Source organism: Methylomonas sp. BW4-1, assembly GCF_052474385.1.
This window is the reverse complement of the sequence record NZ_CP184125.1, coordinates 4,873,665-4,894,438: the sequence shown is the minus strand read 5'-3', so window position 1 is coordinate 4,894,438 and position 20,774 is coordinate 4,873,665. Positions and strand designations below refer to the sequence as shown.

The window sequence follows — 20,774 nt, the reverse complement described above, 5'->3', positions numbered from 1 at the left end:
GCGTGTCAGTGACACCCAAACGCATTGGGTGTTATATGGTCAAGCCTCACGGGCAATTAGTACACGTTAGCTACGCCCATTACTGGACTTCCACACCGTGCCTATCAACGTCGTAGTCTCCGACGGCCCTTCAGGGGACTTAAAGTCCCAGTGAGATCTCATCTTGGGAGGGGCTTCCCGCTTAGATGCTTTCAGCGGTTATCCTGTCCGAACGTGGCTACCCGGCAATGCCATTGGCATGACAACCGGAACACCAGAGGTTCGTCCACTTCGGTCCTCTCGTACTAGAAGCAGCTTCCCTCAAATCTCAAACGCCCACGGCAGATAGGGACCGAACTGTCTCACGACGTTCTGAACCCAGCTCGCGTACCACTTTAAATGGCGAACAGCCATACCCTTGGGACCTGCTTCAGCCCCAGGATGTGATGAGCCGACATCGAGGTGCCAAACACCGCCGTCGATATGAACTCTTGGGCGGTATCAGCCTGTTATCCCCGGCGTACCTTTTATCCGTTGAGCGATGGCCCTTCCATACAGAACCACCGGATCACTAAGACCTACTTTCGTACCTGCTCGACTTGTCCGTCTCGCAGTCAAGCACCCTTATGCCTTTGCACTCATTGCCTGATTTCCGACCAGGCTGAGGGTACCTTCGTGCTCCTCCGTTACTCTTTAGGAGGAGACCGCCCCAGTCAAACTACCCACCAGACACTGTCCCTAATCCAGATAATGGATCGAGGTTAGAACTCCAAACATACCAGGGTGGTATTTCAAGGTTGGCTCCACGAGAACTGGCGTTCCCGCTTCAAAGCCTCCCACCTATCCTACACAAGTAGGTTCAAAGTCCAGTGTCAAGCTATAGTAAAGGTGCACGGGGTCTTTCCGTCTAGCCGCGGGTACACTGCATCTTCACAGCGATTTCAATTTCACTGAGTCCCAGGTGGAGACAGTGTGGCCATCGTTACGCCATTCGTGCAGGTCGGAACTTACCCGACAAGGAATTTCGCTACCTTAGGACCGTTATAGTTACGGCCGCCGTTTACTGGGGCTTCGATCAAGAGCTTCTCCGAAGATAACCCCATCAATTAACCTTCCAGCACCGGGCAGGCGTCACACCCTATACGTCCACTTTCGTGTTTGCAGAGTGCTATGTTTTTGCTAAACAGTCGCAGCCACCGATTTTTTGCAACCCCCTTCCGCTCCAGTCGCGAGGACCTTCACGTAATGAGGGCATACCTTCTCCCGAAGTTACGGTATCATTTTGCCTAGTTCCTTCACCTGGGTTCTCTCAAGCGCCTTAGAATTTTCATCCCACCCACCTGTGTCGGTTTAGGGTACGGCCACTAGTAACCTGAAGCTTAGAGGTTTTTCCTGGAAGCAGGGCATCTATCACTTCGCTGTTCTTTCGAACCGCTCGTCATCACGTCTCGGCATAGAGCACCCCGGATTTGCCTAAGATGCATGCCTACCTGCTTAAACGGCCACTTCCAACCGACCGCTGATATAGCCTTCTCCGTCACCCCATCGCAGTTACTACTGGTACAGGAATATTAACCTGTTTTCCATCGACTACGCTTTTCAGCCTCGCCTTAGGTGCCGACTAACCCTGCGTCGATTAACGTTGCGCAGGAAACCTTGGGTTTTCGGCGAGGGGGTTTTTCACCCCCTTTATCGTTACTTATGTCAGCATTCGCACTTCCGATACCTCCAGCCGACTTCTCAATCGACCTTCGCAGGCGTACGGAACGCTCCTCTACCACTCACACTTACGTGTAAATCCGTAGCTTCGGTACTATGCTTAGCCCCGGTAAATCTTCCGCGCAGACCGACTCGACCAGTGAGCTATTACGCTTTCTTTAAAGGATGGCTGCTTCTAAGCCAACCTCCTGGCTGTCTGTGCCTTTCCACATCGTTTCCCACTGAGCATAGATTTGGGGACCTTAGCTGACGGTCTGGGCTGTTTCCCTTTTCACGACGGACCTTATCACCCGCCGTGTGTCTCCCGTGCTGGCACTTGCTGGTATTCGGAGTTTGCATCGGGTTGGTAAGTCGGGATGACCCCCTAGCCGAAACAGTGCTCTACCCCCAGCAGTGATACACGAGGCGCTACCTAAATAGCTTTCGAGGAGAACCAGCTATCTCCGAGCTTGATTAGCCTTTCACTCCGATCCACAGCTCATCCCCGTCTTTTTCAACAGACGTGGGTTCGGCCCTCCAGTTAGTATTACCCAACCTTCAGCCTGGCCATGGATAGATCGCCCGGTTTCGGGTCTACACCTTGCGACTAAACGCCCTATTAAGACTCGCTTTCGCTACGCCTCCCCTATTCGGTTAAGCTTGCCACAAAATGTAAGTCGCTGACCCATTATACAAAAGGTACGCAGTCACCCCACGAAGGGGCTCCCACTGCTTGTACGCATACGGTTTCAGGTTCTATTTCACTCCGCTCTCCGCGGTTCTTTTCGCCTTTCCCTCACGGTACTGGTTCACTATCGGTCAGTAAGGAGTATTTAGCCTTGGAGGATGGTCCCCCCATATTCAGTCAAAGTTTCACGTGCTCCGACCTACTCGATTTCACTAGAAAAAGGTTTTCGTGTACGGGGCTATCACCCTGTATCGCCGGACTTTCCAGACCGTTCCACTAACCTTATCCTAGCTTAAGGGCTAGTCCCCGTTCGCTCGCCACTACTTAGGGAATCTCGGTTGATTTCTTTTCCTCCGGGTACTTAGATGTTTCAGTTCTCCGGGTTCGCTTCAGTGAGCTATGTATTCACTCAAAGATGACGCGCTTATGCGCGCCGGGTTTCCCCATTCGGACATCTCTGGATCACAGCCGGTTTGCAGGCTCCCCAAAGCTTTTCGCATGCTACAACGTCCTTCATCGCCTCTTACTGCCTAGGCATTCACCGTATGCGCTTATTCACTTGACCATATAACCCGAATACGTCTGTACTTTGGTTATACTGTCAGCTGACATTTTCGCTGATTTTTTCTGCTTGAGAACGACATGCCGTTTGTTTTCTGCCTTTCCCTTTCGAGAACGACGTCATTCAAACCGCAACTCGTTTTAGTGTTGATCATTGCTGATCATTACTATAGTTACAGATTTCCATATTGTTAAAGAGCTATCGGTACGAATACCAATGCTATAAAGTCTTTATCTGTTGCCGCCGATAAAACCCTATAGCGTTGATGTTCACCCACTATTTTTCTTACGTTTGACGAACTGGTTGACCCTCAGCGTTCAGCATGATGGTGGAGCCAGGGAGGATCGAACTCCCGACCTCCTGCGTGCAAGGCAGGCGCTCTCCCAGCTGAGCTATGGCCCCTAAAGCAGACTAAAGCCAAGACTCAAGCCGAAACGTGACTAAGCACAGCGCCAGTTATTCTAACCAGGCGTGTGGTCTGATTGTGTTTCGCCTTATTGCTTTCGCCTTTTATGCGTTGGTGGGTCTGGGAGGAGTTGAACCTCCGACCTCACCCTTATCAGGGGTGCGCTCTAACCAACTGAGCTACAGACCCAGGTGCGTCTTTCAATCGAAATAATTTGTTGTGAGTACGTGTAACGGTGTGCCGTCTTTGTAAGGAGGTGATCCAGCCCCAGGTTCCCCTAGGGCTACCTTGTTACGACTTCACCCCAGTCATGAATCACAAAGTGGTAAGCGCCCTCCCGAAGGTTAAACTACCTACTTCTTTTGCAACCCACTCCCATGGTGTGACGGGCGGTGTGTACAAGGCCCGGGAACGTATTCACCGCGGCATTCTGATCCGCGATTACTAGCGATTCCGACTTCACGCAGTCGAGTTGCAGACTGCGATCCGGACTGGGACCGGCTTTTTGGGATTCGCTTACTCTCGCGAGTTCGCAGCCCTCTGTACCGGCCATTGTAGCACGTGTGTAGCCCTACCCATAAGGGCCATGATGACTTGACGTCGTCCCCACCTTCCTCCGGTTTATCACCGGCAGTCTCCCTAGAGTTCCCGGCATGACCCGCTGGCAACTAAGGATAAGGGTTGCGCTCGTTACGGGACTTAACCCAACATTTCACAACACGAGCTGACGACAGCCATGCAGCACCTGTCTCAGAGTTCCCGAAGGCACTCCGCTATCTCTAACAGATTCTCTGGATGTCAAGGGTAGGTAAGGTTCTTCGCGTTGCATCGAATTAAACCACATGCTCCACCGCTTGTGCGGGCCCCCGTCAATTCATTTGAGTTTTAGCCTTGCGGCCGTACTCCCCAGGCGGTCAACTTAATACGTTAGCTCCACTACTAAGTTCTTTAAGAACCCAACAGTTAGTTGACATCGTTTACGGCGTGGACTACCAGGGTATCTAATCCTGTTTGCTACCCACGCTTTCGTACCTCAGCGTCAGTTTTAGTCCAGGGAGCCGCCTTCGCCACTGGTGTTCCTTCAGATCTCTACGCATTTCACCGCTACACCTGAAATTCCACTCCCCTCTACTAAACTCTAGTTGCCCAGTATCAAATGCAGTTCCCAGGTTAAGCCCAGGGCTTTCACATCTGACTTAAACAACCGCCTACGCACGCTTTACGCCCAGTAATTCCGATTAACGCTTGCACCCTCCGTATTACCGCGGCTGCTGGCACGGAGTTAGCCGGTGCTTCTTGTATAGGTAATGTCAGTCTACCGGGTATTAACCGATAGGTATTCCTTCCTATTGAAAGTGCTTTACAACCCTCAGGCCTTCTTCACACACGCGGTATTGCTGGATCAGGCTTTCGCCCATTGTCCAATATTCCCCACTGCTGCCTCCCGTAGGAGTCTGGGCCGTGTCTCAGTCCCAGTGTGGCTGATCATCCTCTCAGACCAGCTACGGATCGTCGCCTTGGTAGGCCTTTACCCCACCAACTAGCTAATCCGACATAGGCTCATCTATTAGCGCCAGGTCCGAAGATCCCCAGCTTTCCCCCGTAGGGCGTATGCGGTATTAGCGTGAGTTTCCCCACGTTGTCCCCCACTAATAGGCAGATTCCTATGCATTACTCACCCGTCCGCCACTCGTCAGCGCCCGAAGGCCTGCTACCGTTCGACTTGCATGTGTTAAGCATACCGCCAGCGTTCAATCTGAGCCATGATCAAACTCTTCAGTTTAATTTTAACTTGTCACTAAATAAGATTAGTGACCAATCTTGGCTCGACTACAGAACATCTTTTCTTGCGAATTGACGTGGTTTCTGTGTCGACTATTTCTAACAGCACATAGTCGCTACACATACCCACACAAATTATTTCGATTTCGTTTGTTAAAGAGCCAGAGCATTTCGCTCTGTTGAGCCGACATATTCTACAGCGTTTTCAGTGTTTGTCAAATTTATTTTTAAGTCATTTCAAAAACCGAAACTCAAAAAACAAACCCGTCAATCAACAGCTTCAAACCTGCCGAACTAAACCGACCGCTTCACCGCTAAAACTTAAAAGCCAGATCAGTGAAGAGCCGCTCATTCTAATCACCCAACATCCCCACGTCAAGAACTTTTTTATTCAACAGCCTTCAACCCTTGCGCGAGCGCGGATGTGCTTGATCATAAACAGCCGCTAAATGTTGAAAATCCAGGTGCGTGTATATCTGAGTAGTCGATATATTGCTATGCCCTAACAACTCTTGCACAGCCCTAATATCTTTACTGGCTTCAAGCAAATGGCTTGCGAACGAATGCCTCAACATATGAGGATGAAGGTGCTCGGCTATTCCGTTTTTTTTGCCCCAACGATCCAATCTAAGTTGCACGCTTCTTTGAGATAATCGAAGCCCCTTCAGGGAAACAAACACTGCCTGCCACTCCCCCTCAGGCCGACTTGCCAGCCAAACCTTAAGCGCATCAAGCGCTTTGCTACCAACCGGCAATTGCCTTTGCTTGCCGCCTTTACCAAACCGCACCCTCAAAAAGCCTTCGCTAAGATTGATGTCAGACAAATCAAGCATTACCAACTCGCTCAGTCGCAACCCAGATGAGTAAAACAATTCAAACATTGCCAAATCGCGGATTTCCAAAATCGAATCCGGCGTCGCATTTAACATCCCCACAACCTGATCGACATCCAAAACATGTGGCAGCCTTTTTGAAATTTTGGGCGCTTGCACATGCTGAGCAGGGTTATGCTCCACTTGCTTAGCTTTGAGTAAAAATCGATAAAAACTGCGTAAAGCAGCGAGTTCGCGCTGAATCGTCTTGCTGCCGATACCGTTTTTATGACGCCCGGCAATATAATTCCGCACATCACGATCCTGAACTTGCTGCCAATACACGAACCCTTGCCTAGCGCAAAAACTTTGAAAACGTTTTAAATCCCTTTGGTAGTTTGTTGACGTATGATCTGCAACGCGCTTTTCCGAAACCAAATAGCGAAAATACCGCAGCAAGGCCTCATCTGCTTCGGCATGCATGACAATCAATCCGTTTGGTGTAGCAATGATATAAGACGAGTCCCGATAATCTCACTCATTTGAGTAAGAAATATGCTGCCCATACTATAGTGAAAGCGCGACTCATCGCGACTGCCGATCGCCAACAACCCATCAAGCTGCGTAAACACCATAGGAATGATCGCACACGAGCGAACTTCCGCAGCCACGTCTCCAAACAAAAACCTCGCTTGCGCTAAGGTCGGCCGACCGCATTTCGGGTGGTTTGTGGTTAATTCATTGGAAAAATGCTTCAAGTTAGCATCATCAGCTCCAACGAATAAATTACTGATAGGCGAGAGCGGTTGTTCTTTAATGATTTTAATGGCTACGAAATCAGTGAAAAAACATTCAGCCAACACCTCACTTAAATTTGCTACCGCGTCCTCCAGGGTATTTGCTTCCAACATGGCCAGAGTCAACTCATGCATGCGATTGAAAGAAGCGTCATTTTCCCGGGCAATATCGATCAACGCGGTCAATTGATTTTCTTGCTCCTGATGCTTCGCCCGAAAAATTTCAAGTTGCTTGGATATTAGCGATATTGCATTACCACTGGGATGTGGGATATGCATCTTCTCCAGCAAATCCAAATGATTTTGGAAAAACTCGGGATGTTCTTGCAGATAGGCCTTAACGAGGGCTTCGGTCAATAAGACTTTTGGTTCACTGCTCATAACTTTATTTGTCCTTCGAATACCGTAGTCGCTGCTCCCGTCATCATGACAGGATGACCACTACCAAGCCAGCTAACGATTAATTCCCCGCCAGGCAGTTGAACCTGAACATCCTGCTCCAACAAACCTTGCTCGATACCGGCCACAACAGCAGCGCAAGCCCCGCTGCCACAAGCCAGCGTTTCGGCTGCGCCACGCTCGTAAACTCGCAACTTGATTTGTCGACGATTAACAATTTGCATGAAACCAATATTAGCTCGCTCCGGAAACAGCTCATGACTCTCCAACCTAGCGCCGATAGATGAAACGGGCGCGCTGATTACATCATCGACCTGGATAACCGCATGAGGATTCCCCATAGAAACAGCTGCGAATGCAACTTCTGTGTCCGCCAAAGTCACGTTATATAACGTGGACTGTTCGGAAACATTTAGCGGTATTTGCTCAGGCTCAAGCGCAGGAACTCCCATGTCAACGGTGATCAAACCGCCCGCATCGAATCGAAGCGTCAGTTGTCTCGCATCGGTATCAACAGTAATTTCGTCCTTATTACTTAAGCCTTTGTCGCGCACAAAGCGTGCGAAGCAACGCGCACCGTTTCCACATTGCGCAACCTCGCTACCGTCAGCATTGAAAATCCGGTATTTAAACTCGGCGTTATCGCTAACCGGCTTTTCCACCAATAACAATTGATCGCAGCCCACGCCAAAATGGCGATCCGCCAAAAATCGAATCTGTCCGGTCGTCAATTGGATTGGCTGGTTTATAGCGTCGATCACAACAAAATCATTGCCCAGCCCCTGCATTTTGGTGAAATTAATCATCATCGCTACTCAGGTAAAAGCTGCTCGCCAACCCATAGTTGCTCCAGAGTTTCTCGGGATCGAATAAGATGCGTTTTATCGCCATCCACCATTACCTCCGCCGCTCGTGGCCTCGAGTTATAGTTTGAACTCATCGTAAACCCGTAGGCTCCCGCTGAACGAACCGCCAATAAATCGCCTTGTTTCAACTTTAACCACCGCGCTTTACCCAGAAAGTCACCTGTCTCGCACACCGGCCCCACGATGTCCCAATCCAACTCGGACTGATCGCTTTCGGTATTCGCCGGAATGATTGCCTGCCACGCCCCGTATAAAGCCGGCCGGACTAGATCATTCATGGCCGCATCCACAATAGCAAAATTTTTATTCTCTGTTGGCTTGAGGTATTCCACTCTGGTTAACAATATTCCCGCATTGCCGACGATGGCGCGCCCCGGCTCCAATAGAATTTCAAAGCTCCGTCCCGCCAAACGCTGCAGCAGAGCTGAAATATATTCAGAAGGTTGCGGTGGGTGCTCATCGCGATAACAAATACCCAGCCCGCCTCCTAAATCGAGATGGTGCAATTCAATACCTTCCTCTTGCAGCTCATCGACTAACGCCAACACCCTATCCAATGCATCCAAAAACGGCACTGTTTCAGTTAATTGAGAGCCAATATGGCAATCGATACCGACTATTTGGATATTCGGCATCTGCGCGGCGCGCCGATATTCATGAATGGCTTGCTTGATATCGATCCCGAATTTATTTTCTTTCAAGCCGGTGGAAATATAGGGATGCGTCTTAGCATCAACATCCGGATTGACCCGGAAAGACACGGGAGCAATAACACCCAGCTCACCGGCTAAACGGTTGATCCGATCAAGTTCGCCACTGACTTCAACATTAAAACAGCGTATACCTATTTTCAGCGCCGCTAAGATTTCGTCCTCGCGTTTACCGACACCGGAAAACACAATTTTGTCAGGACTGCCGCCCGCAGCTAGCACGCGCTGCATTTCGCCAAGCGACACGATGTCGAACCCAGACCCAAGTCGCGCCAGCACGTTGAGAATCGCAATATTTGAATTGGCTTTTACGGCATAACAAATAAGGTGCGGGTGCCCGGCAAAGCCTTGATCGAAGGCTTGCCAATGCCTCTCCAAGGTCGCGCGCGAATAGACATAGCAGGGAGTACCGTAGTTTTCGGCAATTTTGTCAACAGGAATGCTTTCGGCAAACAGCTCGTGTTGCCGATAATTAAAAAAATCCATGGTTTATTTATCTTGTTTGGGTACGTAAATTGGCGGCGGGCTATCCGGCATATACAAAGGTCCGGTCTGACCGCAGGCCTGCAACAATAGCGCCCAAAGAACTAGAGTTAAAATTTTGTTTGTCGTCATGTTCGTAACGATTATCGGGTGAATGCGGAATATAGCATAGCCGACAGCTTAAAAGAACGAACGCAAGACAGCTAACCAATCTCGGCAAGCCACAAAAAAAGGGGCATGAAGCCCCTTTTTGTCGCTAGGCCAGACGAAGACTCACTTTATCGTCATCGACTCTTTCACCACTTTAGGCGTAATAAACACCAACAACTCTTTTTTGGTATCGTTTTTTACACTTTTCTTGAACATCCAGCCAATCACCGGTAAATCCGACACCCAAGGCACAGTATTGTAAGATTCCTGAACAGTCGACTCATAGATGCCGCCCAACACTACCGTCTCGCCATCTTCAACTTGAACTTTGGTTTTCAACTGCCGGGTATCGATAGGTACCGTTGCGTTACCGCCTGTAGCCAAAGGTGTTCCCGGCGAATCTTTTTTGATGTCGAGCAGCATGATAACACTGCCGCTTGGCGTAATCTGCGGCGTGACATTCAGCTCCAACACCGCATCGACCAGCTCCGTCACCGGACCAGTCGCCTGGCTTTGGGTTTGATACGGAATCTGCACACCTTGTTTGATTGAAGCTTGCACCATGTCGCTAGTCATTACCCGCGGATTGGACACCAACTCACCTTTACCATCGTCTTGCAATGCACTGATCTCAAGGTTCAAAAGATAATCCGCTCCGCGCGCCAAGGTCAAGGCCAAAGCACCTCCGCTGGAAGCTGCCAATGCAGATCCCAAATCCGACAGAATTTGCGAATTTTCGCTGGTTTCCGCACCACTGGCCGTCATTCCGTATTGCGTTCCGCTATTTACGTCGGCTTTATGAGCCACCCCAAATTTGGTACCCAAGTTCTGCGCAAACGAAGTATCCGCTATGACGATTCGCGATTCGATCAACACTTGGCGCACAGGCACGTCCAATAGTTTGATCATTCTGCGTACATCTTCCATAGCCTTTGCCGTATCCTTGACAATCAGCGTATTGGTTCTGGCATCGACAATCGCCGTACCGCGTGGCGATAGCAATCGCATACTTGCTGGACCGCCACCTTGGCTATTCTGGCCGGAACCGGCCTGTTGCGACGCGACGGAACTACCACTACCACCGCCGCAACCACCACCTCCGCCACTGCTTGCACCTGCACCGGACTGACCACCTTGCGAGCTATTCCCCACCCCCATTAATACACCGCAAATCTCCCCTGCTTTTGCGTAATTGATCTGAATATTTTCGGTTTTTAACGGTTCCAACTCTTCGAATATTTTTTTCGAATCCAGCTCCTCCTGCTCGATTTTCATGATCTCAGCAACCGGCGCCACCATCACCACATTGCCGTTCTGTCTTTTTGCCAAGCCTTTGGATTTTAAAATCAACTCCAAAGCCTGATCCCAAGGTACATCGTTTAATCTAAGCGTGACATTGCCCGCGACCGAATCAGCAGCAATGATATTCAGCTCGGTAAAGTCGGCCAGAATTTGCAACACCGAACGCACTTCGATATCTTGAAAATTCAATGACAACTTATTGCCGATATACGGGAATTTTTCTTTTTGCTGCGCTTCTTTTTCCGCCGGTGTTAACGGCCGAAACTCAACCGTCAATAAATTATCGGACTGATAGGACGAGTAATCGTAATTACCATTGTTGGGTGTTATGACAATGTTGACGCTATCGCCTCTGGGAGAGGCTTCGATTTTTTGTACAGGTGTCGCAAAATCGGATACGTCAAAACTTTTAACTAAAGACTCCGGCAACTTGGTGTTTAGGAAACTTAAAACCACTTTACCGGCATTTTGTTTAGCGTCCACGACAGTATTTGCCGCTGATAAACCCAACAACAAGCGTCCCTCACCGTTTGGCCCCCGTCGGAAATCAATACTTTTTATGTTTTGTTCCGGCAAAAATTTACTAATCACCGAATCCTTCGCAGCAGGCGCTTGCTGTACGGCTCGGTTTACCGCAGCAACGGTCCCGCTGGACTTCAACACCACATAAATTTTATTGCCCTCGATTTTGGTTTCGTAAGGCACTTTTTCTACCAAATTGATAATAACCCGAGTCCGCCCCGAAGCCTCAACCACATATACCGTGCCTGCAGCACCTTGATTGATCGGAAAGCTTTTTTTTGCCAGATTACTTTTTACGCCGGCAAAGTCCAATGCGATTCTAGAAGGGTTATCGGTCTGGAAGATTTTCGGCTCCACTATCGGGCCATCCATTTCCAGTTGCACTTGCACTTGGTTTCCGGCCAAGGTGGAAAACTCCAAGTTGTTTATTGCTCCATCATCGGCGTGCACCAGCGCAACATGCACAAAACAACTCAGCAACACTGAACACCAGAAACCGAAGCCGGCCACTTTCCATCCGTTTTTATTTTGTTTAATACTCATTTCTATAACCCTTTTTCATCGGCCAATGCTAGTGAAGACTGTTGTTCGCGCCAAGTGCCCGGTTTATCAGGTACGATTTCCATTAGCTCTATTTTGTCGTCAAGAATACGCAGTATCTTGCCGTAATTTTGCCCCATGTGATGCCCAACCTGTACGCGGTGGATAGTCCCATCTCTAGCTCTTACCAAACCCCAATAGCCTTTGTCGTTACGTAGCGTTCCAACCATGCGCAGACTGTCCAGAGGGTAGGCTTCCAACTCTTCCTTCCGGCGTTCTATATCAGGTCTAATACCGTTGATACCGGAGACGTCGACATTGCTATCGTCATCTTTTCTTTCAATTGACCTAAACGGATCCCTCAATCCATCGGGCTTGAATATAAACGATTCAACCACTTTAATTTCAGGCAAGGGTTCGATAGCAGACTTGGGACGAGCTTTTACCTCTTCAATATATTTGGTCAAGTCGCTGACATCGTCGCCACCGCATCCGACCATCCCAACCAAAAGCAAACTCAACATCGGCAGGGTCGGAAACACTTTCACACCGACGCACCTCATTGCCCTCTCCTTTTCTTAGCAGCCGGTCCGCCAGCGGCTTGCGCTGTTTCGCCCTCGTTATAGGTTTTTATCGTTGCCGTCATGCTCATACCATCTTTGCCTTCTTTACCCATCGGCGTCATGACCACATCGTGCACCGTCACAATCCGGGGTAGGGAAGCTAAACCGCTGACAAATAATCCCAGCTCTTCATACTTCCCGACGACATGGATACCAATTGGTAATTCAGAATAAAACTCTCTGTTAATTTCGGTACTGGGTTGGAACAATTTAAACTCTAGGCCACTTGCCAATCCGGTTTGGGAAATATCAACCAACAAGCTGGCAACTTCAGCTTTGGTAGGCATCTGCTTCAGCATCTCACCTAGCGACGCTTCGATTTGATCCAGCTGATCGCGGTAATCCTGGAGATTGACAGCCTTTTTTTGCTTAACTTCAAACGCACTTTTCAAACTCTCTTCTTGTTTTTCAAGCACATCCAATTCATCCAACTGCGGCACCGTCACAAAATAAATGCCAGCCGCCGCTGTTAATACCGCAAACATAAGAATGACGATGATTTTTAGTGGCGTTGGCCAGCTGCCCGCCGAATTAATGTCCCAATTGATTTCAGACAAATTCATTTGACGGCTCCTAGTTGAGGCTTATCGACCTTCTTACCTTGCTTGGCAGTTAGGGTGAAGTCATTCATCTGCCCATCCTTCTTACCCTCGCCCTTGATAACAGTCAGTACCGAGGTATTCATCCACGGCGAGTTATCGATAGCCCGCATATAAGCGGACACCCGCGCATTGGATTCCGCCTTCCCATCCAGCGTCAAAACCGCTCCTGCCTGGGCAAACTTCGTCAGGTAAATACCATCCGGCGTGGTTTTGGCCAATTCATCGAATAAATGCACCACCTCGGGACGGCTTTCCTGCAACTTTTGGATGACTTCAATTTTGGTCAATAACCGGTTTTTCTTATCTTCAATTTCTTTGATTTCTTGAATTCGCTTATCCAAGATGGCTATTTCGTTTTGTAGTAGCGTGTTTCTGCGGGTCTGATACTCTTTGATCCCTTCGATATACATATAGACCACGACCAAAATCAGTGCTGTCACCAAAATACCGGCACCAATACCCGCCACAAAATCCTGCTGCTTTTTTTTACGCAGCTCTTCTCGCCAGGGGAGTAAATTAATTCTTGCCATTAATCGAAACTCCTTAGCGCTAAACCGCACGCTATCATCATCGCAGGCGTATCGTTGCTCAGACTTTGCGGCTTGACCCGGTTAGAAAGCGCCATATTGATGAACGGATTGGCAATGTAAGAAGGGATGCCAAGGTCGCGTTCCACCAATTTGTCCAAACCCGCGATTGACGCGCAACCACCGGCAAGTACCAAGGCATCGACGCCGCGATTGGCGCTAGAGGAAACAAAGAATTGCAACGATCTGGCGATTTGCTGCAACATGGCTTTTTTGAAGGGCTCCAGCACATCCGTGACGTAATTATCCGGCAAGCCGCCGTGCTTCTTGGCCAGACCGGCTTCTTCATACGACAGGCCATAGCGGCGCTGAATCTCTTCAGTTAGCTGTTTTCCGCCAAAGCCTTGCTCCCGGGTATAAACAGTTTTACCTTCATGCAGAATGTTCAGAGAGGTCATGGTTGCGCCAATGTCGGCAATCGCAACAGTCATATTGCCGGCACCTTCCGGTAACTGATCCGCCAACAACGAAAACGCATTTTCCATCGCGAAAGCTTCCACATCGACGACGACAGCCTTCAGGCCGGCATAGGCCAGCGCAGCCACCCTGTCTTCAATGTTTTCCCGTCGAGAAGCCGCCAGCAACACATCAACCATATCCGGGTTATTTTTGGTGATGCCCTGGACTTCGAAATCGAGATTGACTTCGTCCAGCGAATAAGGAATGTACTGATCCGCTTCTACCATGATCTGCTCCTCCATGTCCCTATCAGACAAGGAGGCGGGCATCGAAATGATTTTGGTCATCACCGAGGAACCGGCAACCGCAACGCTCGCCTGCTTTGCCCGAGTACCGGATTGCTTGACCGCCGCTTTTATTACCGCGCCGATTTGCTCTATATTGGTGATGTTCTTATCGACTATCGCATCTTGAGGTAAGGGCGCCACCGAGTAACTTTCTACCCGGTAACGAGCACCGACCCGGCTCAATTCCAACAATTTAACCGCAGCTGTACTAATATCCACACCCAGCACAGCCGACGGATTCCTGCTCAACCAGCTCATGAATGAACCCTTTTTAGATCGAATATGATTGAATTTGGCTCAAGCATGCTCAGACGAGGTGCAGAACCCACATGGGTCAGAAGTATAGTAGGTTTTTTTAATTTCATCCTCTTAGATAAACCACTTTATAAGTAACTTTAGGTTGTTCCTATTATCAAAAGGGTTTATTTTGACCGGCAATTTGTATTTTAGCAGTGCGTTTGAATTTCAGTGCCCATTAAGAAAGCTCCCAAACCCAAGTCTCTGATCAAGACACTTTTTAAGTGGCTGGCCTTCTTCTTTTTCGCTTTTATCGGCACATTTCTGATCGCCACTTATTTTTTCCTAATCGAACTCGACAAGGAACTGCCGGACATCGGCCAGTTACAGCATGTTCAATATCAGATGCCGTTGAACATCTACAGCCAAGACAATCTATTGATAGCTCAGTTTGGCGAGAAGCGCCGAATCCCGATCAACATTGAGCAAGTTCCGCCGCAATTGATCAAAGCGTTTATCGCCGCGGAAGACGACCGCTTTTACAAACACAACGGCGTCGATTTCAAAGGTCTGCTGCGAGCGGTAAGCCAATTAGCCCTCACCGGCAAGAAGCGCCAAGGCGGCAGCACCATCACCATGCAAGTTGCCCGCAATTTCCTGCTGAGTAACGAAAAAACCTATTTACGTAAGCTCAAGGAGATCATTCTTGCCCTGAAAATAGAGCGGCAATATTCCAAAGATCAGATTATGGATCTTTATTTGAACAAAATTTATATGGGTCAACGTGCCTATGGCGTCGCAGCAGCCGCACAAACCTACTACGGTAAAGATATTTCCGAGTTAACTCTGCATCAACAAGCGATGATTGCCGGCCTGCCGAAAGCGCCGTCCATTTACAATCCCATAGCCAATCCTCAGCGCGCTATAGAGCGACGGAACTACGTGTTGCGCCGAATGCTGGATTTAAACTATATAAGCCAGAGCGATTACGAAATTGCCGTGCAAGCAGTTGATAATGCGGAGATTCAGCCGATAAATGTCGAGCTACAGGCGCCATACATCGCGGAAATGGTTAGGCAAGAAGTTATGTCCAAGTATGGCGAGACAGCCTATACCTTGGGTTTGAAAATTTTCACCACCATCCCTAGTCAATTTCAGTTAGCAGCAGAAGACGCTTTGCAAAAAACCTTGCATGAATATGACGAGCGCCACGGATATCGCGGTGTTCCACATAAGAATGTACAAAAAAAGGGGATTCAAATTGAGGACACTGTTATTGGAGATACCCGGCAAGCCTTGGTAACAGCAGTAGCCGATTCCGGTGTGACCGCAAAACTCTATGACCATACGCAGATCGACATAACCTGGAATAATATTGAATGGGCAAGACCGTACCCGGAAAAAAATATCGGCACCGGCAAAGCTTTTCTCAAACCCAACGACATCATCTGGGTTAGACAGTTAGAAAATAACCAATGGGCACTCACGCAAATTCCGACTGCTGAAGCTGCTTTTGTAGCGCTTAACCCCAACAATGGCGCGATTTTGGCGTTATGTGGCGGCTTTGATTTTTATCACAGCAAATATAACAGGGCTACGCAGTCCAAACGCCAACCGGGCTCGGGATTCAAGCCTGTTATTTATACTGCTGCCTTGGAGAAAGGCTTCACCGCGGCCAGCATCATTAACGACGCCCCCATCGTAATCGAGGACCCTTCGCAAGAAAACGACTGGCGTCCGGAAAACTATAGCCGCCGCTTTCTGGGGCCGACATCATTGCGGGTTGCGCTCCGGGAATCGATCAATCTGGTCTCAGTGCGATTGCTGCAGGAAATCGGAATACCTCAGGCAATCGATACAGCCATGCGCTTTGGTTTCGATAAAGAACAATTGCCCGGCACGCTGTCTCTGGCTTTGGGTAGCGGCTATGCATCACCGTTGCGTATGGCGTCGGCCTATGCGGTCTTTGCCAATGGCGGCTTTTTGGTAAAACCCTATTTCATCGAACGCATCGAAGATCACAAAGGTAACCTGTTGTTCCAAGCCAACCCACCCCTGGCGTGTGCCGATTGCCCCGCCCAAGACCCGCCGCCACCAAACCGCGCGCCGCGCGCTATTTCAGCAAAAATTAATTTCCTAGTAAACAGCCTGCTGAGAGATGTTGTACAGCGCGGCACGGCAACTCAGGCCAAACAATTGGGCCGTAACGATTTGGCGGGTAAAACAGGCACCACGAACGAACAGAGAGACGCTTGGTTTAACGGTTTTGCTACCGATATAGTGGCCTCTGCATGGATAGGCTTCGATAATTCATTACCGCTTGGACATGGTGAGACTGGCGGCAAAGCCGCCTTACCGATGTGGATTAAATTCATGAAGGCCGTACAACAAAACTTCCCGGAAAAACCATTAACGCAACCAGCTGGGATAGTCCAGGCTTACATCAACCCAGCAGACGGGTTATTGCTAGATCAAGAAGCAAGGGGAGGCATTTGGGAATATTTCAGCGAAGAAACCGTACCAACGGCAAAATCGGCACCAAAAACTGAAGAACCCGAAGAGGATGAATTATTTGCAGAAGAAGCGTTATTTTAAAACACTTCGTATAACTGGGAAGAATCTGGCCGCCAGTTGACCGACGGCCGAACAAGACTTCTCGAAAACTATTATTTTCCGAATTTTTTACGAAATTTATCAACGCGACCCGAGGTATCGACGACGCGCTGTTTACCGGTATAAAACGGATGGCAAGAAGAACACACCTCAATGTGTAAATCAGAAGCCAGCACAGAACCGGTTTGAAAAGTATTGCCGCACCCGCAAGTAACGGTAATTTGTTTATATTCTGGATGTATTTCTGGTTTCATAGCGCTCACATACCCGTTCCGGGCTACATACTTGATAGAGAACTGCTTATGATACGATCTCGACAGGCAATCTGCAACACAAAAAACAGTGCTAAACACTACCTTAGCGCCTCAGACCATCACCGCTAATCACCAGTCCGCATCAATAACATATTAAAACCCCAGCAGGCAGTGCCGGATTGAACCGGCATCACGAACAGACGCTAAGAACAAGATAGCGCTTCTAAAAGCCTACTAAACATTTCGTGTAATTTGCTATCAAATCAGGGGGCTATCAATACTTTAGTCACAAGGACTATCGCTTGATGTTCTGCACGCGCCAAAGCAGCAGCAATAGCAGCAGCGGCGGCACCGCGGTCAGGCCAGTAGCCACAAACGCAGTAGCATAGGCTCCGGGTAACCCGTATATGGGCGTGAGCGTTTCGACCGCAACCCCGGAGAATCCTTTCAGGAATTTGCCAAGCAAGGCGTAAGTTGACGACAGCATGGCGTACTGAGTGGCGGTGTAGCCCAAACTGGTCAGGCTCGACATATAAATTACCAAGGCGACGCCCGCGAAGGACTGGGCAAAAGCGTCGAGCGTCATGACTGCGGCGAAAATCGCTGTGTCTGCATTGACGCTGAGTAAGGCGAATGCCGCCGTGCCAAATCCCTCGAACACAAGCCCTGCGATCAGCGTTGGTAACAGGCCGGACCGCACGGCACTGAGCCCCGCCGAGGCAATACCAAAAAAGGTGGCAACCAGCCCGAACGAACCTCGCACCCAGGCCACCGTGTCCTTAGAAAGCCCGAGATCATGATAATACGGGTTGTACATTGGCCCCATCACGAAATCAGGCAGGCGATAGAGCGCCACCATCAGCAGCATAAGGAGTCCTGCAACCTTGTGATTGACGAAAAAGTCGATAAACGGGCCGATGATCGCATCGGCGAGGCCGCGCAAGGTCCATAGCGGAGACTTCTGGCGCCTCACCACATCAGCGCGGGCTGGCTCAGAGGCACACAGGGTTGCCACGGTGCAAAGCGCCATCAATACCGCCATGGCAACATACGACATGCTCCACCCGACACGGGCCGCCGCAGCAATGATTAAGGCGTCAGTAATAATGAGAGCGACACGGTATCCGACCTGCGCTGCCGAAGTCATCAACCCCGCGTCGGCGTCGTCGGACGCGGATTCGATACGCCAAGCGTCGATGGCGATGTCCTGCGTGGCTGACGCGAAGGCCGTCAACAACGCGAAGGCACCAATAGCCACCAGCCCGCCTGCCGTCCCAACAGTGGCCATGCCCAGCAGCCCGACGGCGATCAATATCTGGCACAGCAGCATCCAGCCGCGACGACGCCCCAGACGGCCCAGCAGCGGCACATCGATATGATCCACCAGCGGCGACCAGTACACCTTAAAGGCGTACGCAAAGCCAACCCAGGACATGAAACCGATGGCAACCAGGCTCGTGCCATCGTCCCGCAGCCAGTAGCCGAAGGTGTTGGCCGTCAGCAGGAAGGGCAGGCCCGAAGCAAAGCCCAGCGCCAACATGACGGCCACCTTGGGCTGCTTGAGTTCATGCAACACTTCCAAAGCGGAGCGCTTGCGGCGCACAACGGGGGTTGATCGGGTTGCCGCGGACGGCTTATCAGCCGAATTAGGAGGGCCGTGCGTCGGTGTGCTCATGCAGGAATAGTACTCTAATCGAGTAAGGCCCTACGCCCACCAGAGTGAAAAAGCTTATGACCGATAGAGAAACCTGTCCATCGACCAGCCAAACCGATACAGGCGAAGAAACCAACGAGAAAGGAAGTCCGGCTGAAACCGAGAAATATCACACTCAGAACACGCCACTGCGCGTAAATAGAGAAAGCGCTACGCCAACTATTAGTAGTCTTTGTCACGCGCTTTCCCTTACTTTATTGCAGTTTTATCAAAAATCGACGAATTAACCGTTGATCAGATAGTGGGTAACGATACTCGCCGCATAGCCTGCAGCAATAACCGGCGTCCATTTCAAGTGACTGAAGAAGGTGTATTTGTGATTGGATTGCCCCATCAACGCTACGCCTGCCGCAGAACCCACCGAGAACAATGAACCACCCACACCGGCAGTCAATGTCACCAACAACCATTGATACAAATCCATATCCAGATTCATATTCAGTACCGCGAACATCACCGGGATGTTATCAACTATTGCTGAAATTATACCGACCAGGATGTTGGCGGTGGTTTGACCCAAGCCGTCGTACATCGCGCCGGACAACAATTCCAGGTACCCGATATAACCTAAACCACCTACCGCGAAGACCACACCAAAGAAGAACAGCAACGTATCCCATTCAGCTTCCTTTACGCGATCAAATACATCAAGATGCACCGCATCAGCTGAGGCGAAGCGCATCTTTATGTAGTAGATGAATAACATCAATATGGACAACCCTGCCATCATGCCCATGAACGGTGGCAAATGCAGAAATTGTTTGAAGCTGACGGCCAAACCGATGGTAACGCCGAACAAACCACAAACCACCCAACCACCGGGCTTCAATTCAACAGCGGCCTCGTTGGTTGCTTTTGGCTGACCACTTGGAATCGCTTGCGCCATGAAGAAGGCGGGCACGACGAAATTGACGACAGAGGGAATGAACAACTTGAAGAAATCGAAAAACTCAGCATAACCAGCTTGCCATACCATCAAGGTCGTGATGTCACCGAATGGGCAAAACGCGCCACCGGCATTTGCCGCGATCACCAAGTTGACGAAACCGATAGAGACGAATTTTTCGTTATCCGCACCCACGGCCATCACCACGGCGCCGACCAACAGCGCAGAAGTCAGGTTGTCAGCAACCGAAGACAGGAAGAAGGTAATGATGCCGGTGATCCAGAACAATTGCTTGTAGCCAAATTGTTTACGAATCAACCAGGAGCGTAGCGCTTCAAACACATTACGTTCCGCCATGGTGTTGATATAGGTCATCGCCACCAGCAAGAACAACATCAACTCTGCGTACTCTTTCAAATCATGTTCGAAAGCTTTATGCAGTTCTTCACCGGAAACACCGGCCTCTTGAGCCAATATCGCCACATGCCCCCAAATCACGGCAGCGGCAAAGATAACCGGCTTGGATTTACGCAAATGCGTAAACTCTTCTGCCATCACGAAACCATACGCCACCAAAAAGATCAGAACGGTATAAATACCCCGCTCGGTTCCGGTTAAGCCCAGGTTATGAAACTCTTCAGCCATGGCGATTTCCGGCAAAAACAGCAAGCCGGCCAAAATTAACAGTAAGCGCAACAAGATAGCCCCCTTTATCCTCTATGTTTTAGTCATTATTGAAAGCGGAAAAAACTAACCCGGCATGTTATCACCATACAATATTCTTTGTCATTTAATCCCGGCCAGTATATTATTCAG

Annotated in this window: 15 protein-coding genes, 2 tRNA genes and 2 rRNA genes; 2 read left to right on the top strand and 17 right to left on the bottom strand. The window is 49.6% G+C overall.

All coding sequences use genetic code 11. The annotated features are described in order from the left end of the window. Positions 1-35 precede the first annotated feature (35 nt). From ACH5Y9_RS22670 to ACH5Y9_RS22605, 14 genes are all read right to left on the bottom strand, one after another. Positions 36-2,930 (bottom strand): 23S ribosomal RNA (locus ACH5Y9_RS22670). A 323-nt stretch (positions 2,931-3,253) separates the two neighbouring features. Then, positions 3,254-3,329 (bottom strand) — tRNA-Ala (locus ACH5Y9_RS22665). A gap of 116 nt (positions 3,330-3,445) precedes the next feature. Continuing rightward, positions 3,446-3,522: transfer RNA gene (locus ACH5Y9_RS22660), tRNA-Ile, on the bottom strand. Between the two features lie 60 nt (positions 3,523-3,582). Further along, positions 3,583-5,116, bottom strand: a 16S ribosomal RNA gene (locus ACH5Y9_RS22655). Together the 16S and 23S rRNA genes with 2 tRNA genes alongside form the textbook arrangement of a ribosomal RNA operon. Positions 5,117-5,516: 400 nt before the next feature. Further along, on the bottom strand, positions 5,517-6,410 hold the full coding sequence (xerC, locus tag ACH5Y9_RS22650) for a tyrosine recombinase XerC (protein WP_445367676.1): 894 nt from the start codon (positions 6,408-6,410) through the stop codon (positions 5,517-5,519). Positions 6,411-6,415: 5 nt separating this feature from the next. Beyond that, positions 6,416-7,105 (bottom strand): DUF484 family protein, encoded by a 690-nt coding sequence (locus ACH5Y9_RS22645; protein ID WP_445367675.1) that lies wholly within the window; start codon positions 7,103-7,105, stop codon positions 6,416-6,418. After that, positions 7,102-7,929 (bottom strand): diaminopimelate epimerase, encoded by an 828-nt coding sequence (gene dapF / locus ACH5Y9_RS22640; RefSeq protein ID WP_445369917.1) that lies wholly within the window; start codon positions 7,927-7,929, stop codon positions 7,102-7,104. Before dapF ends, ACH5Y9_RS22645 begins: the two co-directional genes overlap by 4 nt. Positions 7,930-7,934: 5 nt before the next feature. Further along, positions 7,935-9,185, bottom strand: coding sequence for a diaminopimelate decarboxylase (lysA, locus tag ACH5Y9_RS22635; protein ID WP_445367674.1), 1,251 nt, complete (start codon positions 9,183-9,185; stop codon positions 7,935-7,937). A gap of 3 nt (positions 9,186-9,188) precedes the next feature. Next, positions 9,189-9,314, bottom strand: coding sequence for an LPS translocon maturation chaperone LptM (gene lptM, locus ACH5Y9_RS22630; protein WP_084153286.1), 126 nt, complete (start codon positions 9,312-9,314; stop codon positions 9,189-9,191). Positions 9,315-9,455: 141 nt separating this feature from the next. After that, positions 9,456-11,699 carry a type IV pilus secretin PilQ gene (gene pilQ / locus ACH5Y9_RS22625; protein ID WP_445367673.1) on the bottom strand — a complete coding sequence of 748 codons (2,244 nt, stop codon included), beginning with the start codon at positions 11,697-11,699 and terminating at the stop codon, positions 9,456-9,458. Between the two features lie 2 nt (positions 11,700-11,701). After that, positions 11,702-12,259: a pilus assembly protein PilP gene (locus ACH5Y9_RS22620; RefSeq protein WP_101052641.1), complete on the bottom strand. Its 558-nt coding sequence runs from the start codon at positions 12,257-12,259 to the stop codon at positions 11,702-11,704. Next, the gene (locus ACH5Y9_RS22615) at positions 12,256-12,882 is read right to left on the bottom strand and encodes a type IV pilus inner membrane component PilO (RefSeq protein WP_033156771.1); all 627 of its coding nucleotides are present in this window, start codon (positions 12,880-12,882) and stop codon (positions 12,256-12,258) included. The genes ACH5Y9_RS22620 and ACH5Y9_RS22615 overlap by 4 nt, the downstream gene beginning before the upstream one ends. Further along, entirely contained in the window at positions 12,879-13,451 is a 573-nt protein-coding gene (locus ACH5Y9_RS22610) for a PilN domain-containing protein (RefSeq protein WP_445367672.1), read from the bottom strand. The genes ACH5Y9_RS22615 and ACH5Y9_RS22610 overlap by 4 nt, the downstream gene beginning before the upstream one ends. Further along, on the bottom strand, positions 13,451-14,512 hold the full coding sequence (locus ACH5Y9_RS22605) for a pilus assembly protein PilM (protein ID WP_020483743.1): 1,062 nt from the start codon (positions 14,510-14,512) through the stop codon (positions 13,451-13,453). Before ACH5Y9_RS22605 ends, ACH5Y9_RS22610 begins: the two co-directional genes overlap by 1 nt. 210 nt (positions 14,513-14,722) lie before the next feature. Between ACH5Y9_RS22605 and ACH5Y9_RS22600 the strand changes: the two genes are divergently transcribed. After that, positions 14,723-17,086: a penicillin-binding protein 1A gene (locus ACH5Y9_RS22600; protein WP_445367671.1), complete on the top strand. Its 2,364-nt coding sequence runs from the start codon at positions 14,723-14,725 to the stop codon at positions 17,084-17,086. Positions 17,087-17,157: 71 nt separating this feature from the next. Here ACH5Y9_RS22600 and rpmE read toward each other — a convergent pair whose 3' ends face one another. Further along, on the bottom strand, positions 17,158-17,358 hold the full coding sequence (gene rpmE / locus ACH5Y9_RS22595; protein WP_081607938.1) for a 50S ribosomal protein L31: 201 nt from the start codon (positions 17,356-17,358) through the stop codon (positions 17,158-17,160). A 295-nt stretch (positions 17,359-17,653) separates the two neighbouring features. Next, positions 17,654-19,033: an AmpG family muropeptide MFS transporter gene (locus ACH5Y9_RS22590; RefSeq protein WP_445367670.1), complete on the bottom strand. Its 1,380-nt coding sequence runs from the start codon at positions 19,031-19,033 to the stop codon at positions 17,654-17,656. Positions 19,034-19,089: 56 nt separating this feature from the next. Here ACH5Y9_RS22590 and ACH5Y9_RS22585 point away from each other — a divergent pair, with 56 nt between their 5' ends. Further along, positions 19,090-19,299, top strand: a complete 210-nt coding sequence (locus ACH5Y9_RS22585; RefSeq protein ID WP_445367669.1) for a hypothetical protein — start codon at positions 19,090-19,092, stop codon at positions 19,297-19,299. Here the strand turns inward: ACH5Y9_RS22585 and nhaD are convergent. Further along, positions 19,296-20,603 (bottom strand): sodium:proton antiporter NhaD, encoded by a 1,308-nt coding sequence (gene nhaD, locus ACH5Y9_RS22580; RefSeq protein WP_225587310.1) that lies wholly within the window; start codon positions 20,601-20,603, stop codon positions 19,296-19,298. The genes ACH5Y9_RS22585 and nhaD overlap by 4 nt on opposite strands. Between the last annotated feature and the right edge of the window lie 171 nt (positions 20,604-20,774).